The organism is Flavobacterium esculini, from assembly GCF_048284325.1.
Classification (GTDB): domain Bacteria; phylum Bacteroidota; class Bacteroidia; order Flavobacteriales; family Flavobacteriaceae; genus Flavobacterium.
In genome coordinates this window covers 316,720-330,695 of record NZ_JBLVPI010000001.1, presented here as the reverse complement: position 1 = coordinate 330,695, position 13,976 = coordinate 316,720, and the positions used below count along the sequence as shown (strand labels likewise).

General features: G+C 33.6%; 14 protein-coding genes. 7 read left to right on the top strand and 7 right to left on the bottom strand.

Annotated features, from left to right (window positions below):
• Window positions 1-75: 75 nt before the first annotated feature.
• The 7 genes from atpB to ACNQGG_RS01400 all read right to left on the bottom strand — a co-directional run bounded on the left by atpB (window position 76) and on the right by ACNQGG_RS01400 (window position 7,522).
• On the bottom strand, window positions 76-1,209 hold the full coding sequence (gene atpB / locus ACNQGG_RS01430) for a F0F1 ATP synthase subunit A (RefSeq protein WP_417960832.1): 1,134 nt from the start codon (window positions 1,207-1,209) through the stop codon (window positions 76-78).
• Window positions 1,210-1,329: 120 nt separating this feature from the next.
• The gene (locus ACNQGG_RS01425; RefSeq protein WP_417960830.1) at window positions 1,330-1,722 is read right to left on the bottom strand and encodes a hypothetical protein; all 393 of its coding nucleotides are present in this window, start codon (window positions 1,720-1,722) and stop codon (window positions 1,330-1,332) included.
• Window positions 1,723-1,824: 102 nt separating this feature from the next.
• Window positions 1,825-2,052, bottom strand: a complete 228-nt coding sequence (locus ACNQGG_RS01420; protein ID WP_417960947.1) for an AtpZ/AtpI family protein — start codon at window positions 2,050-2,052, stop codon at window positions 1,825-1,827.
• On the bottom strand, window positions 2,018-2,428 hold the full coding sequence (locus ACNQGG_RS01415; protein ID WP_417960828.1) for a bactofilin family protein: 411 nt from the start codon (window positions 2,426-2,428) through the stop codon (window positions 2,018-2,020). Before ACNQGG_RS01415 ends, ACNQGG_RS01420 begins: the two co-directional genes overlap by 35 nt.
• Before the next feature lie 2 nt (window positions 2,429-2,430).
• Window positions 2,431-5,061, bottom strand: coding sequence for a type IX secretion system periplasmic lipoprotein PorW/SprE (gene porW, locus ACNQGG_RS01410; protein ID WP_417960826.1), 2,631 nt, complete (start codon window positions 5,059-5,061; stop codon window positions 2,431-2,433).
• 244 nt (window positions 5,062-5,305) lie between these two features.
• Window positions 5,306-6,001 (bottom strand): ABC transporter ATP-binding protein, encoded by a 696-nt coding sequence (locus ACNQGG_RS01405; RefSeq protein WP_417960824.1) that lies wholly within the window; start codon window positions 5,999-6,001, stop codon window positions 5,306-5,308.
• A 51-nt stretch (window positions 6,002-6,052) separates the two neighbouring features.
• Complete coding sequence (locus ACNQGG_RS01400) at window positions 6,053-7,522, bottom strand: DUF5687 family protein (RefSeq protein ID WP_417960822.1); 1,470 nt, start codon at window positions 7,520-7,522, stop codon at window positions 6,053-6,055.
• A 123-nt stretch (window positions 7,523-7,645) separates the two neighbouring features.
• On the opposite strand from ACNQGG_RS01400, the gene ACNQGG_RS01395 reads away from it, so the two are divergent.
• The 7 genes from ACNQGG_RS01395 to ACNQGG_RS01365 all read left to right on the top strand — a co-directional run bounded on the left by ACNQGG_RS01395 (window position 7,646) and on the right by ACNQGG_RS01365 (window position 13,951).
• Entirely contained in the window at window positions 7,646-8,698 is a 1,053-nt protein-coding gene (locus ACNQGG_RS01395) for a 2Fe-2S iron-sulfur cluster-binding protein (protein WP_417960820.1), read from the top strand.
• A 417-nt stretch (window positions 8,699-9,115) separates the two neighbouring features.
• Window positions 9,116-9,328, top strand: a complete 213-nt coding sequence (locus ACNQGG_RS01390) for a Rossmann-fold NAD(P)-binding domain-containing protein (protein ID WP_417960818.1) — start codon at window positions 9,116-9,118, stop codon at window positions 9,326-9,328.
• 47 nt (window positions 9,329-9,375) lie between these two features.
• Window positions 9,376-10,236, top strand: a complete 861-nt coding sequence (locus ACNQGG_RS01385) for a helix-turn-helix domain-containing protein (RefSeq protein WP_417960816.1) — start codon at window positions 9,376-9,378, stop codon at window positions 10,234-10,236.
• Between the two features lie 130 nt (window positions 10,237-10,366).
• The gene (locus ACNQGG_RS01380; protein ID WP_417960814.1) at window positions 10,367-11,338 is read left to right on the top strand and encodes an alpha/beta hydrolase; all 972 of its coding nucleotides are present in this window, start codon (window positions 10,367-10,369) and stop codon (window positions 11,336-11,338) included.
• A gap of 16 nt (window positions 11,339-11,354) precedes the next feature.
• Complete coding sequence (locus ACNQGG_RS01375; RefSeq protein ID WP_417960812.1) at window positions 11,355-11,960, top strand: NAD(P)H-dependent oxidoreductase; 606 nt, start codon at window positions 11,355-11,357, stop codon at window positions 11,958-11,960.
• 484 nt (window positions 11,961-12,444) lie between these two features.
• Window positions 12,445-13,272: an AraC family transcriptional regulator gene (locus ACNQGG_RS01370; protein ID WP_417960810.1), complete on the top strand. Its 828-nt coding sequence runs from the start codon at window positions 12,445-12,447 to the stop codon at window positions 13,270-13,272.
• A gap of 109 nt (window positions 13,273-13,381) precedes the next feature.
• Complete coding sequence (locus tag ACNQGG_RS01365) at window positions 13,382-13,951, top strand: sugar O-acetyltransferase (RefSeq protein ID WP_417960808.1); 570 nt, start codon at window positions 13,382-13,384, stop codon at window positions 13,949-13,951.
• The last annotated feature ends 25 nt before the right edge of the window (window positions 13,952-13,976 follow it).

The window sequence follows — 13,976 nt, the reverse complement described above, 5'->3', positions numbered from 1 at the left end:
ACATTCTTTTTTATGGTTTAATTGGTTATTTGTTTAATCGTTTAACCGATTAAACAAATAACCAATTAAACTTTTTTAATGAGCTTCTTCGTGATGATGCTCTTCGTTTCCTGCTCCAAAATAAAGTGCAGATAACATTGTGAAAATATATGCTTGTAAAAAAGCAACTAATATTTCAAGGATAGAAAGCGCAAATGCCAATCCAAAAGATAACGTACTTCCAATCCAGCTTTTAAAGATAAACATTAAACCAATGATACTCATCAAAACTACGTGTCCTGCTAAAATATTAGCGTACAAACGTATCATTAATGAAAATGGTTTGATGATTGTTCCTAATAATTCAATTGGAGCCAAAATAAATTTCATTGGAGTTGGCACACCTGGCATCCAGAAAATGTGTCCCCAGTAATTTTTATTTGCAGTGAAAGTGGTGATTATATACGTTAACAAGGCCAAAGATGCCGTGATTGCAATATTCCCTGTAATGTTAAATCCTAGCGGAGTTAATCCTAATATATTAAGGAAGAAAATAAAGAAAAATATAGTAAGCAAGTAACTCATGTATTTCTTATATCCTTTTTCTCCAATGTTCGGAATTGCAATTTCGTCTCTGATGTAAAGCACAAGAGGCTCAAAAAAGCGTCCGGCTCCAGAAGCTATTCCGTTATTTTTACCGTATGATTTAGCCAAACTTGTAAACAGTAGGAACATTAAAACAGCAATACCTAAAATCCCCACAACACTTTTAGTAATTGATAAATCAAGTGGAGTTGCATTAGTAGGATGACCGTGCTCGCCTTCTGTTAAAGTTCCATCCGCATCCGTTTTATATATTTTTTCATGATGCAACACATAATAATTACCATTGTGTTCTGCAGTTTCTTCACCATGATGAAATTTTGAAGAAGAAAAAACTTGAATACCATTATCCCAAAGAATAATTGGTAATGAAAAACCATAATGCTCACCCGTCTCTTCATTTACAGATAGCGTAAAATCATGCGCATCCAAAAGGTGATGATTGATAAATTCCTTGATTTTAGATTTTACATCTGTTGGTTCAGCATGAGCCTCTTCTGCTACCTCTTGGGCAACTTCCGTTTTTACGTTTACAGTATCCATTTCAGGATTTGCAAAACTGATTAAAGGAAGACATGCTACTAAAGCTACTAATATAAATCTAAGTGGTTTGTTTGAAATCACCATAACAGTTAATTATCTTAATTTATTACGTTTCTGAAATTTGGTGCAAATGTACATTTTTTATTAATATTCAAAAGCATATAAAAATTTATTTTTGGAGTATTTGTCATGTAAACAATATATTTATTGCTTTTCGTTTAATATCCGTATCGTTAAAATCGTTTCAATTGCTAAAAAGAGAATAAACATCATAAAAAAATTCTTCCTTTCTATCGTGTTATTTTGAGTTGAAACCTGCAATAACGGTCTTAAAATTAAATAGCAAAAAATCATCTTAACGCTTGTACTCAATAGAAATGACATTCCCACGTTGTCAAAACTGCGCGCTCTGACTTTCAACAAAACAATAAATACGATTGTTGATAAACCTAAAAATAGCAAATAGAGCGTTTCTAACGAATAGTGAAAAGCTTCATCGTTTATATTTAAAACATAAAAAACAATTTTATGAATAATGTAGGCTAATCCTGCAAGTAACAATAAGTTTAGAAGCGGTTTGTAATTTTTTAAATTCATTTGGTTTGTTTTTGCCGTGAAGGCGCAAAGTTATTCTATATTTAGTTTATCCCAAACACACCATGTTTACTGTTGATTCATGCGCATTTTTTATTATAAAAATCATTGTGATTTATTGATTTCGTTAACCTGTCTGATTACATTATACAACGCTAAGGCTACACCAACCATCACTAAAATTTTAATGTAGTACACTTTTGGACTCGGATGATTTTCATCTAACCAGTTCCCCAGATAGGAAAACAGAAAGATAATTGCTCCCATTTGAATTGGAATATTAATCAGCGCAAGCCACTTACTCGCTTTTTTGGGGTTCGGTTTGTTTTCCATCATGAGCCATTAGGTTTTTTATATTGGTTTTCATTGTGCAAGATGCACTAAAATCAGCACCGGGCTCCACCGATAATTTCGCTACTGAAACTTCACCATGAATACTTGCTTTTGACTTTACATTCAGCACTTCAGTAACCTGAATCTTACCATTGAACTTCCCTTCAATATCCGCATTTTTACAAACTATATCACCGGTAACACTTCCCGCAGGGCCAATAACAATTTTTCCGCTAGATTGAAAATTACCGATTAATTCCCCATCCAGTCTAAAATCGGCCTGAGAAATAATATCGCCTTTTATGATGGTTCCCTCTACTATTCTATTGGTTTTCCCCAAAAGATCCGTATATGATTTTGGCTTTTTATCAAACATGATTATGGGTTTTTAGGCGCTAAATACGCTTCCAAGTTTTTCTTGATTTGAATTACTTTATAGTTTTCAGCGGAAACAACTATTGCTGGTTCGTCAATTTTATATTTTATATTTTCTTTTAAAACCTGAATGATATTTTTTGCATAAGGTTCCGAATTAATCCCATGAATGGTAATGAAATTTTCTTTTTCAGTATAAACATCGTATGAATAAGAAATCGTCTGAAAATTCTCCTCTGCAATAAACAACTTTAATTTATCTTCCATTGCCTTTGTATTTTTATCGGCTCTTGCTGCTACTTTATAAAGAATTTTCCAATTCTTCGTATCAACAGTACTAAAGTCCTTTTCTTCTAAAAACGGAATTTGCGTGGTAAGGATTTCTAAGGCTTTTTTACCTTCTTCGCTGTTAGGGTAATTATCCGCTAATTCCTGCAATGCTTTTTTATAGGCTGATAATCCTCTAAGTTTTCCAAGAGTGGTTGCTTTTAAAAGTTCAAATTTAGGAGCAATTTCATCACCCGAAAACTGATTAATCAAATCATCAATTTTTGCTAACACTACAGCATACTGTTCGTTTTGATACAATTTATACCACTTATTATAGACTTTATCCGGTGATTCATTATCTGATGCTACATTCGAATTGGTATTGTTTATTATTTGTGCATAACGAGAATTTGGATACTGAGCCGAAATTCTATTTTTGATATCCTCCGCTTTAGCGGTATCCGTAATTTGGTAAATTTTATATAAATTATAAAGTGCAGGAAGAACCAGTTTTTCTTCTGGATTATTTTTCAATAATTGTTCCAGTTTAGCGCTGGCCAATTCATATTCTTTGAATTTTTCTTTATAAATAACCCCAAGTTGATAATAGGCAAAATTACGTTCTTTGGCAATACTGTCAATCGCGGTTTGATTTGTTGGAAGTTGTTTTAGGTAATAGTCAGTCGTGTATGTTTCAACTGGTTTGTCCGCTGCTAATTTGTCTTCCAATGACGCTTTATCTCCGTTTATAGAGTCTTTCACAACAAAATCAGTTTTGTTGGCTGATACTCTCCAATTTCCTTTTGAAGATCGGTCTCCCCATGTTTTTTTAAATTCCAGTTTTCCAAAAGCAATGGTCGTAGGATTATAAAAATAGAAAATACTGGCTGACTGTTGTCCAGAAATACTGGCCATAGTAGGTGGTGCTAATGATGATTTCTTAGCTGGTTTTCCTGGTTCCTGATTAGGAGCAGCCGGATCAATAGTAGCTGTTTTAGTATTTCTTTCTATATTTTCTTGTTTCTTTTTGAGTTTTTCTTCTAAAATTCTTTTAGCTTCATCCGTCTTTTTTAACTTGTCGATATAATTTTCAAAATACAAACCCCGGTCTGTTTCTGACAAAGCAACCACATACAAAATACTATCGTTAGTTTTGGCAATCGCTTCGAGTTGTATTACTTCGTCTAAATCTTTTCTGGTTTTTTGGATGCGAATGAATTCTCTGGTTTTAACGTCCAGCTTTACTAAAGTACTGTCATAATACTTAGCGGCTACTGGATAATCGGCATTTTTGAAATACATATTTCCTAAATCCCTGTAATCTGAAGCAATTAAGTATTGATCTGTAGTTGCTTTTTTTAGCGAAGCATTGTAAAAATTTAAAGCTGTTTTTTGTTTGTTGTTTTTATCATAAAACACCCCCTTTTCTCGATAAATCACATCTAGAAATGGTCTGTTTTCTCTGTCGGCAATTAGTTTGTTGTATGTTTTTAAAAACGCAGTGGTATCTCCCGTTTTATAATCGAATAATTCTGCTTTTTTGGCGTAAGCCTGAATAACATATTTTCTTTCGGATTTTCTATTCATAGCTATCACGGATTCATAGCTCAAAATGGCGCTGTCTTTTTTACCTAATTCCTCGTACAATTGCCCAAGAATAAAACGGTATCTCGCTCTTTCAGCTTTTACTTTGGTATATTTTTCGGCTATTTTTAATTTTGCTAAAGCGCTGTCTTTTTCTTCTAAGTTTAAAAAAGCTTCTGAAAGAAGTGCATTTGCATTAGCAAAAACTTGTTTTTTCAATTCTTTCTCCTTCAACAATTTGGTCATGTTTTTCACTACCAAAGCATCGTTCCCAAGTCGCATATTGGTTTTTTCACGCCAAATTTTGGCTTCATAAATTCTGCTGCTGTTGGGATATTTGTATAAAATATAATTGAATGCGTCTAGGGCCGGAACGAATCTTTGATCGTAATAACGGGATTTCCCAAGTAGTAAATACGCTTCATCAATTTGGCTGTTTTTTTCTCTTCCGCCAATGTTCATCGAGTGTTTTTGAATTGCCTTTGTGGCTTTGGTCTCTGCCAATTCAAAATCAGCATTTTTAGGTTTTCCATCAGGTGAAATATCCTCTTCCATTTGCATTCTTTCGATTGGCAAACGCTTCCAAAAATTATCTTTACTGTTCGCTTTTATACCATTAACTCCTTTGTCCAACCCTATTTGCCCGTTGTATAGAATATTATATTTCGTGCTCAAAGCATGTGATTTTCTAGCCAAAAAAGTGTCCTTTTTAGTAGAACACGCTACCAAAAACAATAAAAATCCTAGCGAAAATATATGTTTTAATGTGTTGGTTTTCAATGGTAAACGTTTTTTATCAATTAACTTCTAAAAATACTATTTAGTATAATGACTTGTAAAAATACGTTTCTTTTTGCTATCGAGGAAATTATTAGGTTTCTTTTTGATTTCCGGTTTTGCTTTTGCTTTTGCGTGAGGGATAGCAGCGGAAATACTTTTTTATTCTTTTTTCAAGAATAAAAAAGATTGAGAGCGAAAAGCCCGACCCGGAATTTTTCTTTCCGGGTCACGCCCAAATTAAATTTTAAACTGCAAAAAACAGTTCCAGCTCTTGCAACGTTTCAGCAGATGTTTGAATGTCTTTTACGATTTCGCCCTTATTCAATGCCACAATTCTGTTACAAACTTCCACTGTATGCAGTAAATCATGACTGGAAACCAGCACGGTTACATCCGGATTTTCGGCTAATTCTTTGATGATTTTTTTCAATCTATTGACCGTTGTTGGGTCTAAATTAGCAAAGGGTTCGTCCAGAATTACTACTTCCGGGTTACCAATGAGTGTCGCGATAATTCCCACTTTCTTCTGATTTCCTTTGGATAAATCCCGCAAATACTTCTTATTTTTAAGGATTTCGCCATTAAAAAATTCCTCGTGTTTGACCAGCAAAGCATCGATATCGGCTTTGTTTTGTCCGCGTAAATCACCTATGAAATAAAAATATTCTTCGGGGGTTAAGTAGCCAATCAAAAAGCTTTCGTCCAGAAAAGAAGCGGTGAAAGGTTTCCAGTTTTCGCTTGCATTCACTTGAATTTCATTGTTGATGATATGTCCTGTTGAAGGCTGGATTAAATCCAACAGCAAACTGAAAAATGTGGTTTTTCCGGCGCCATTATTCCCTACCAATCCAAAACTTTGCCCTTTTGGGATTTCCATATTTTCGATTTTAAGAACTGTTGTGCCGTTATATGTTTTTGAAAGATCGTTTACTTGTATCATTTTTTTTAAAGTTTAATCGTTTAACTGGTTATTGGTTAATATGATTTCTAATTAACTTTTTTGTTTGTAAGCCGCTATGGTTTTGTACTTCTCCGTTTTATAAATTTTCTCAATTTGTGTGAAAACTTTATCTCTCAAAGCAAAACCTATTATTCCGGCAATAGCAACCATCGCTAATCCTAAATTGGGATTCATTATTTTAGAACCAATCCAATACAGTCCCACCGGCAATAGCAATTTAGGTAACGAAATCAACATGGTATTTACACTAAAGGCTTTTTTATCTCCAAAAGCGCCTTTGCTGGAATCTAAATCTATTGGGGTTTTTGTGTAAGCGCCCGCAAGAAGCACCAAATGTGAATTTACTCCAATATTATAAATGGCGCCCGCAACAATTGTCAGATACACTTGCCATCCAAAATACAAATAGAATGAAGACAAAATCGTCGAAATAACCGTTGCGATAACAATCAGCCACCATTTTGAACTCAAATATCCTCGATACGGAATATTTTGGGTCATCATTAATTGATAATAAGAACTATCCCAACTGGGCACAAATTGTCCGAAAGTGAATAAAAAACCACCAGAGACAAAAATGCCTGCGAAAATGTGCATTATCGGTTTGTTGTAGGCTTCGATTCCATTGGTAAAGAATAGGAAACCATAGAATAAAAACACCACGCTCATGATTACAGTAGTTTTAGATCGTTTATTTCTTTTGATGAGTTTAATGTCATTCTTCAAAAATGTTCCCAATGTTCCAAACTGGTTCAGCCAGGTTAAATCCTCGGTTTTGGCGATCTGTTGTTTATTTGAAAGTCCTGAATCAAGATACATATTGTTCTTGAAATAGTTGAACGTAATATAATACAGTCCAATTAAAGCCAAGATTGGCAGTAAAAACATCCATTTTGTGTGGAATAAACCCTCAAAGAAAATGGTTGTATAATTAGTAATATCAAAAACATGATAATACTGACAGCCTCCCAAAACAATCACAATTCCCACGAAAATGGCAAACAAATTGTCTCTGTTATTGAATATGATATTTAGAAAATTATTAATGTAAATCAACGAAATCATGGCTAAATGCCAAAGCAATACGCTCACCACATCATAACCTTCCATGATTAATACTACTGAAAATGGCAAAAAGAAAAAAGCGTGTCCATAATTAAAAAAAGACAATACGGTTTTGCCCAACGAAAAATGAACAATTGTTGGTTTCTTAAATGGTAAAACCAATAAGGGACGAATGTTCATTACCGGAATTTTTTGCAACAGCAAACGAAAAATCAAATCAAATAAAAAGTAGTAAATCAGGAATTTATTGACGGTTACCAATGGTTCCAGATTCATTTTCTTAATAATATAAAAGGCTCCAATTCCCAAAGCCAAAAAAACTAAAGCGAAATAAATCGCCAGAAAAAGCATCAAGATTTTTAAACCTAAATTTGTTGCGAAGGAAGCGGATCTAGTAAAGGATTTCCATTCAAGATAGATAAATTTTTTGAACATGGTTTATAGTTTGGTTTCGTAATTGGTAGTAAAATTCTTGAAATGTTACATCTAATATAAAAAAATCCGCAATTATAATCCCCATTTATTTGTCGTTTCCTACTTTTGTAAAAAATTAATCCCATGCCATCCTTTTTAAAACTTATTATAAAAGAAGTAAAACGTGAAACCAAAGATGCGGTTTCCATACTTTTTAATGTTCCCGAGGAATTAAAACCAAACTATACTTTCATTGCGGGTCAATATATTAATCTTCGACTTACCTTAGACAATCAGGAAATTCGTCGTGCGTATTCTCTTTGTTCCGCTCCAGAAAGCGGAGAATTGCGAATTGCTGTAAAAGCAGTAGCAAATGGTGCTTTTTCTCAGTTTGCCAATACAAAATTGAAAGCAGGTGATGCGCTGGAAGTAGGAAAACCGGAAGGGAAATTTACATTTGAGCCACATGCTGACCGACAAAAAAATTATGTGGCTTTTGTAGCCGGAAGTGGAATCACGCCCGTACTTTCTATCCTGAAATCAGTATTGAAAAGCGAGCCTAAAAGCTCTTTTGTTCTTGTTTATGGAAACAGATCTCCCGAGGAAACGATATTTCATCAAGAATTACACGATTTACAATTGCAATATGTAAGCCGTCTTTTTGTACATTATGTATACAGTCAAGCCAAAGCAGAACATGCATTATTTGGTCGAATAGATAAATCGGCGGTGAATTTTGTTTTGAATAACAAACACAAGGAATTGGAATTTGATAAGTTCTATTTATGCGGACCGGAAGAGATGATTAATACCGTTTCGAGTGTTTTGGCAGCAAAAAATATCAAAGAATCAGCCATAAAATTTGAATTGTTTACTACTTCAACCAAAGAACATAAAATCGAAAAATCATTAGAAGGGCATTCGAAAATCACTGTTATGGTGGATGATGATGAAACGACTTTTGAAATGTCACAAAAGCAAACCATCCTTGAAGCAGCCTTAAAACAAGGTCTTGACGCTCCGTATTCTTGCCAAGGCGGAATATGCAGCAGTTGTCTGGCTCGTGTTACCTCAGGAACTGCCGAAATGACTAAAAACTCTATTCTTACTGATAAAGAAATCGCCGATGGTTTAATCTTAACCTGTCAAGCGCATCCAACATCAGAAAGCATTTATGTAGATTATGATGACGTTTAGCAAATAGTCCAATTGATACCGAAAACTTCTCTGAAAAGGGAAGTTTTTTTGTTTTAGGGAGGTTTTGATTTTTAGTATATTTAGCAGAATAACAGTATAATTAAAATCCGCTTGGTTTTAGGATAGCTTTCTGTTATAGAGTAGCACATATATGCAAGTTACCTTCCATTTTCGATTACGAAACTGCTAAAAAAAATTGAAGATAAAAAACCATTCCATAAGTAATTTGTTTCCTTTTTTATAGTAGAATGTTTCCTATACCTACGCCAGCTATTTTTACTTTTGTTCTATAAAGTGGCGCCATTTGGCATAAACACAACCATTGTAGAACCTGGTTTTTTCAGAACAAGTTTATGAAAAACTTCTTCTATTCAATGGTCAGAACTTGAAATTGATGACTATGATGAACGTTTAGTAATGCTTCGTCCAAATTGGGAATATATGAATGGAAAACAAGATGGTGACCCAGCTAAATTTGCTGTTGCATTACTTAAAATTGCCAACGAAGATACACCTCCAAAACGGTGGATGGCTGGTGCAGACCGTTTGGCTGAAGTAGAAAGAAAAGTAAATGAATTACAAGAGCAAGCAAATGCTTATCGTGAATTATCTTCATCACTTTCTTATTAATAAAAAATATAGAATAAATCCTAACCAGATATTTTTAACTTTGTTATATGAGAATATTTAAAGATTTCAAAACATTCAATGAATATATAGGTTTACCAAATCCTTTGGACAATGATATTGACGTTGGTTATTACGACCCACCGAATATGCTTTTGAAATCAGAACCTGTAAGGGTTGACTTTTACAGGGTTTCATTTAAAACCAATTTTGTAGACAAAACGACACCTAATGCAAGGCCTGTGAATGCAGTATTTTTCAACAGTCCTGAAATGATTGGCGGATGGGATATTGAACCTACTTACAAGGGAATGTATGTGCAATTGTCTAAAAAAATTATTGAAGAAAATCGGTTTTTGTTTAAGAATTATCTTGATTACGGTCTGCACGAACCTTTATTTCTAACAGACAACGAAATTGTAGAAATTACTACTCTTTTTGAACTGATGATTAAGTATTACAACAAAGAAAGACAAAATTTTGTAGTATTACTTTCTTATGTTAATATTTTGATTTCGTTGGTAGAAGCATTTTACAAAAGACAATTTTCTACTGACCCAAAAGAGTATAATCGCATTGTATCCGATTTTCAACAAAAAATTAAAGATTATTACAATCAACCTGTTTCTCAACTTCCAAATGTTCAATATTTTGCAGATAAATTAGGCCTAACGCCAAACTATTTAGGCGACATTGTAAAACATTTTACCAATAAATCTGCACTCGAAAATATTCACGATTTTGTAATTAAAAGAGCCAAAGAGTTGTTAGTAGATGACAAAAAACTAAACACCACAGAAGTAGCTTATGAATTGGGTTTTGAGTATCCAAATTACTTTTCAAAATTCTTCAAAAAACAAGTTAATCTCACACCAAAAGAATACCGATTACAAGCAATTGGTAAAAAATAATGCAAAGGCATTGTTTCTAAAACAGCATTGTCTTTGTAATAAGTAATTTGTTTCTTTTTTATTGGTATTCTGTTTCATTTGGTTGTGCTACAAGCTTCTAAATTTGCCCTATCATTTTAAATATAAAACAATGAAGGCAAAAATCATTCTAATAACATTCCTTACAGTGTTATCATTCGGAACAAAATCAATAGCACAAAAGGTTGAAAAGGTTACATTCAACAACAATAATCTAAAAATGGCAGGGAATTTATACTTGCCTGCAGCTTTTAATGAAAACAAAAAATATCCCGTAATAATTACTGTTCATCCTGGCGGTGGCGTTAAAGAACAAACTTCGGGTTTGTATGCTCAAAAAATGGCTGAACAAGGCTATGTTGCATTGGCGTTTGATGCTTCACACCAAGGCGAAAGTGAAGGCTTGCCAAGATTTTTGGAAGACCCAGCCCAAAGAGTAGAAGACATTAGAAGTGCGGTAGATTATGTAAGTACGCTAAAATTTGCTGATGCTGAAAAAATTGGATTAATAGGTATTTGTGCAGGCGGTGGTTATTCTATAAATGCGGCACAAACCGAACACAGAATAAAAGCAATTGCAGTTGCAAGTCCTGTTAGCACAGGTAACAAAAAAGGTTGGGACGGAAAAACTCCTATTTCAGAATCTATAACAACATTAGAAGCAGTTGCAAAACAGCGTAACGCAGAAGCAAAAGGAGCCGAGCCAATGTATATAAATTATGTACCTGAAAAACCCGATGCAAACACACCAAACGATTTGATTGAAGCATACGATTATTACAGAACACCTAGAGCACAACATCCTAACTCCACCAATATTTTTCTGTTTACAAGTTTAGACAAAATGATGGCTTTTGATGCTTATGCAAACATTGAAACTTTACTTATACAACCAATACTTATCATAGTGGGTAGCAATGCAGGTTCTCGTTGGCAAGGAGAAGGTATTTATAAAAGAGTAACAAGTCTGAAAGAACTGGAGCTTATTGACGGTGCAACTCATATGGACTTATACGATATTCCAAAATATGTAAATCAAGTTGCAGAAAATATGGCAACCTTTTTCGGTAAAAATTTAAAATAATATAAAGCATTTAAGAATGGACAAATCAAAAAAAGTATTGCTTATCAATACTCATTTAACTTACCCAAATTGGACAGAAGGAACTTTAAATAATTCATTTATACAAAAAGCAAAAGACTTTTTCGAATCTAAAGGGTTTGAAGTTTTAGAAACAAAAGTTGAAGACGGCTACAATGCAGACGAAGAAGTAGAAAAACACTTGCAAGCAGCTATTGTAATTTTACAAACACCAGTAAATTGGTTTGGTGCACCGTGGATTTACAAAAAATATGTGGACGAACTTTTTAATAGTGGTTTTGCCAGTAAAAAATTATTAACTGGCGACGGTAGAACTAATGAAGACCCAACAAAACAATATGGAACAGGTGGACTGATGGATGGCAAAAAGTTTATGATTTGTGCTACTTGGAACGCACCAGTCGAAGCATTTGATAATCCTAATCAAAAATTATTTGCAGGCAAAGGTTTGACAGATATTTTCTTGCACATCACTAGCAACTATCGTTTTTGCGGGTACGAAATTATAGATAGTTACAACAGCTTTGACATTTATAAACTTGGCAATATGGCTAAAGACCTTCAAAATTATCCAAACCATTTAAAAAAAATGTTGCCTTTTTAAACCTTAAAAAAACGCTTTAAAATCCCAACTGACAATTGTTTGTCCAGGTTCTCTTGGCTCGTTTGCGACGAGTACCTATTTACTTGTGTGAATTAAATAAAGCGTTTGCAACGCGGCTATTATAAACAGATTTCTATCAGTCCACAATCGGGATAGTTATAAAAGTAGATACTGTACTATCGATAATAACTTATATTTATCAGACATTTTTTCAAATATATTGCTTTTAAGAAACTACACTATAAAAAAACAGAAATATACTTTCCTTTTTTCGCCATCCGTTTTGCAAACGCACCAATGGAGGTAAAAATTTCCAATTCTAAACTCGGAAATAATAGCCAAACCGCTAATAGAAAGACCTACTAACTTTACCAAACATAATTTTAAGTGAGCCCCACAGAAAGAAATAATTAACCCCAAAGTAAAGTCAGACTAAAACGAAAAGTTTAAATTTGTATATTAATAATGTATCATCAGCAAATTTATGAATGTGCAACAGGACGATAGTTTAAAAACCATAGCTTATTCAGGTATATTTTTATCCTGCTTTTCAGATTATAGCGAAAAGTGTATTCATGCAACGCCTGAACACGTTTTGGTGTATCTGTATTCGGGAGAACAAGTGATTGAAGATAGAAATAGAAAAATAACGTTACAGGCAGGTGAATGTGCTTTTATCAAAAGAGACCACCGTTTGAAAATGTACAAAAACAGCAAGGGAGAAGAATTATACAAAGGCATTTCGCTTACGTTTAAACGAAGTGTGTTACGTGAATTTTACAGTAAAATGGATAAGGCTGAAATGCCAAAAAACATAGCTGTTTGGGATGATTCTGTTTTTAAATTACAACCTTCTCCCGCAATAGAAAGTCTGTTTCAATCGCTTACACCCTATTTTGATAGTAACATAAAACCAACGGAAGGTGTTACATATTTGAAATTATTGGAAGGAATTTATGTTTTGTTGAACAGCAATGAACAACTTTATCCCATCTTATTTGACTTTGCTGAACCCTGGAAAGTGGACATTTTAGAATTCTTAAATGAAAATTATCAGGACGAACTGACGATGGAACAAATTGCATCTTTCACCGGGCGTAGTTTAGCAACTTTTAAACGTGATTTCAAAAAAATAAGCAACCTTACCCCACAAAAATGGCTGATTAAAAAACGTCTGGAAGTAGCCTATTTTAAACTGAAAGAAGAAGGCAAAAAAGTGCAGGATGTGTATGTGGAAGTTGGATTTAAAAATCCATCTCATTTTTCTACTGCTTTTAAAAAACAATATGGAATATCACCAACAGATATTTGATTTTAAATTTAAAATTGAGCTTCTGAGAAAGATTATTTGAGCCTTACAACAACGCTGTTGTGAGGCTCTGTTTTTAAATTTGCTTCGTACAATTTAGCTAAAATACGGTATGGAAAATTTAGAAACAGATATATTAGAAAGACTACTATCGGGAGAACCAATTCGTTTAAATGATCCTGAATATTATAAAATAAATGAGATTGTTACCAGAACCATCAAACTTTCCCAACAATTAAATGCTTCTGATAACATTGATGATGTTCGGAAATTTTTAAGTGAGATTATCGAAACAAAAATCGATGAAAGCACAACTATATTTCCACCGTTTTATACCAATTTCGGGAAGTTCATCAGCATTGGAAAAAACGTTTTCATTAATCATGCTTGTTCTTTTTTGGATATGGGAGGAATTACGATAGAAGATGAAGTGTTAATTGGTCCGAAAGTCAATCTTATTACAGAAAATCATCCGATAGATCCTAACGATAGAAGAGCTTTAATTACAAAATCTATTACCATAAAACGAAAAGTCTGGATTGGAGCCGGAGCTACCATTTTGCCAGGAGTGACTGTTGGTGAAAATTCGATAATCGCAGCTGGAGCAGTAGTTTCCAAAGATGTTCCTGACAATGTAATTGTGGGGGGAATTCCGGCTAAAATCATTAAATCAATTGATTAAAATAAAACTAACATTAATAATATTC

Excerpts from the sequence above, each read along its gene's own strand:
- ACNQGG_RS01400 (WP_417960822.1), bottom strand. The coding sequence starts at position 7,522 with ATGTTCAAAAAATTTATCTATCTTGAATGGAAATCCTTTACTAGATCC.
- ACNQGG_RS01375 (WP_417960812.1), top strand. The coding sequence starts at position 11,355 with ATGGACAAATCAAAAAAAGTATTGCTTATCAATACTCATTTAACTTAC.
- ACNQGG_RS01395 (WP_417960820.1), top strand. The coding sequence starts at position 7,646 with ATGCCATCCTTTTTAAAACTTATTATAAAAGAAGTAAAACGTGAAACC.
- ACNQGG_RS01370 (WP_417960810.1), top strand. The coding sequence starts at position 12,445 with ATGAATGTGCAACAGGACGATAGTTTAAAAACCATAGCTTATTCAGGT.
- ACNQGG_RS01425 (WP_417960830.1), bottom strand. The coding sequence starts at position 1,722 with ATGAATTTAAAAAATTACAAACCGCTTCTAAACTTATTGTTACTTGCA.
- ACNQGG_RS01380 (WP_417960814.1), top strand. The coding sequence starts at position 10,367 with ATGAAGGCAAAAATCATTCTAATAACATTCCTTACAGTGTTATCATTC.
- ACNQGG_RS01405 (WP_417960824.1), bottom strand. The coding sequence starts at position 6,001 with ATGATACAAGTAAACGATCTTTCAAAAACATATAACGGCACAACAGTT.
- ACNQGG_RS01420 (WP_417960947.1), bottom strand. The coding sequence starts at position 2,052 with ATGGAAAACAAACCGAACCCCAAAAAAGCGAGTAAGTGGCTTGCGCTG.
- ACNQGG_RS01415 (WP_417960828.1), bottom strand. The coding sequence starts at position 2,428 with ATGTTTGATAAAAAGCCAAAATCATATACGGATCTTTTGGGGAAAACC.
- ACNQGG_RS01390 (WP_417960818.1), top strand. The coding sequence starts at position 9,116 with ATGCTTCGTCCAAATTGGGAATATATGAATGGAAAACAAGATGGTGAC.
- ACNQGG_RS01385 (WP_417960816.1), top strand. The coding sequence starts at position 9,376 with ATGAGAATATTTAAAGATTTCAAAACATTCAATGAATATATAGGTTTA.
- ACNQGG_RS01365 (WP_417960808.1), top strand. The coding sequence starts at position 13,382 with ATGGAAAATTTAGAAACAGATATATTAGAAAGACTACTATCGGGAGAA.
- atpB (WP_417960832.1), bottom strand. The coding sequence starts at position 1,209 with ATGGTGATTTCAAACAAACCACTTAGATTTATATTAGTAGCTTTAGTA.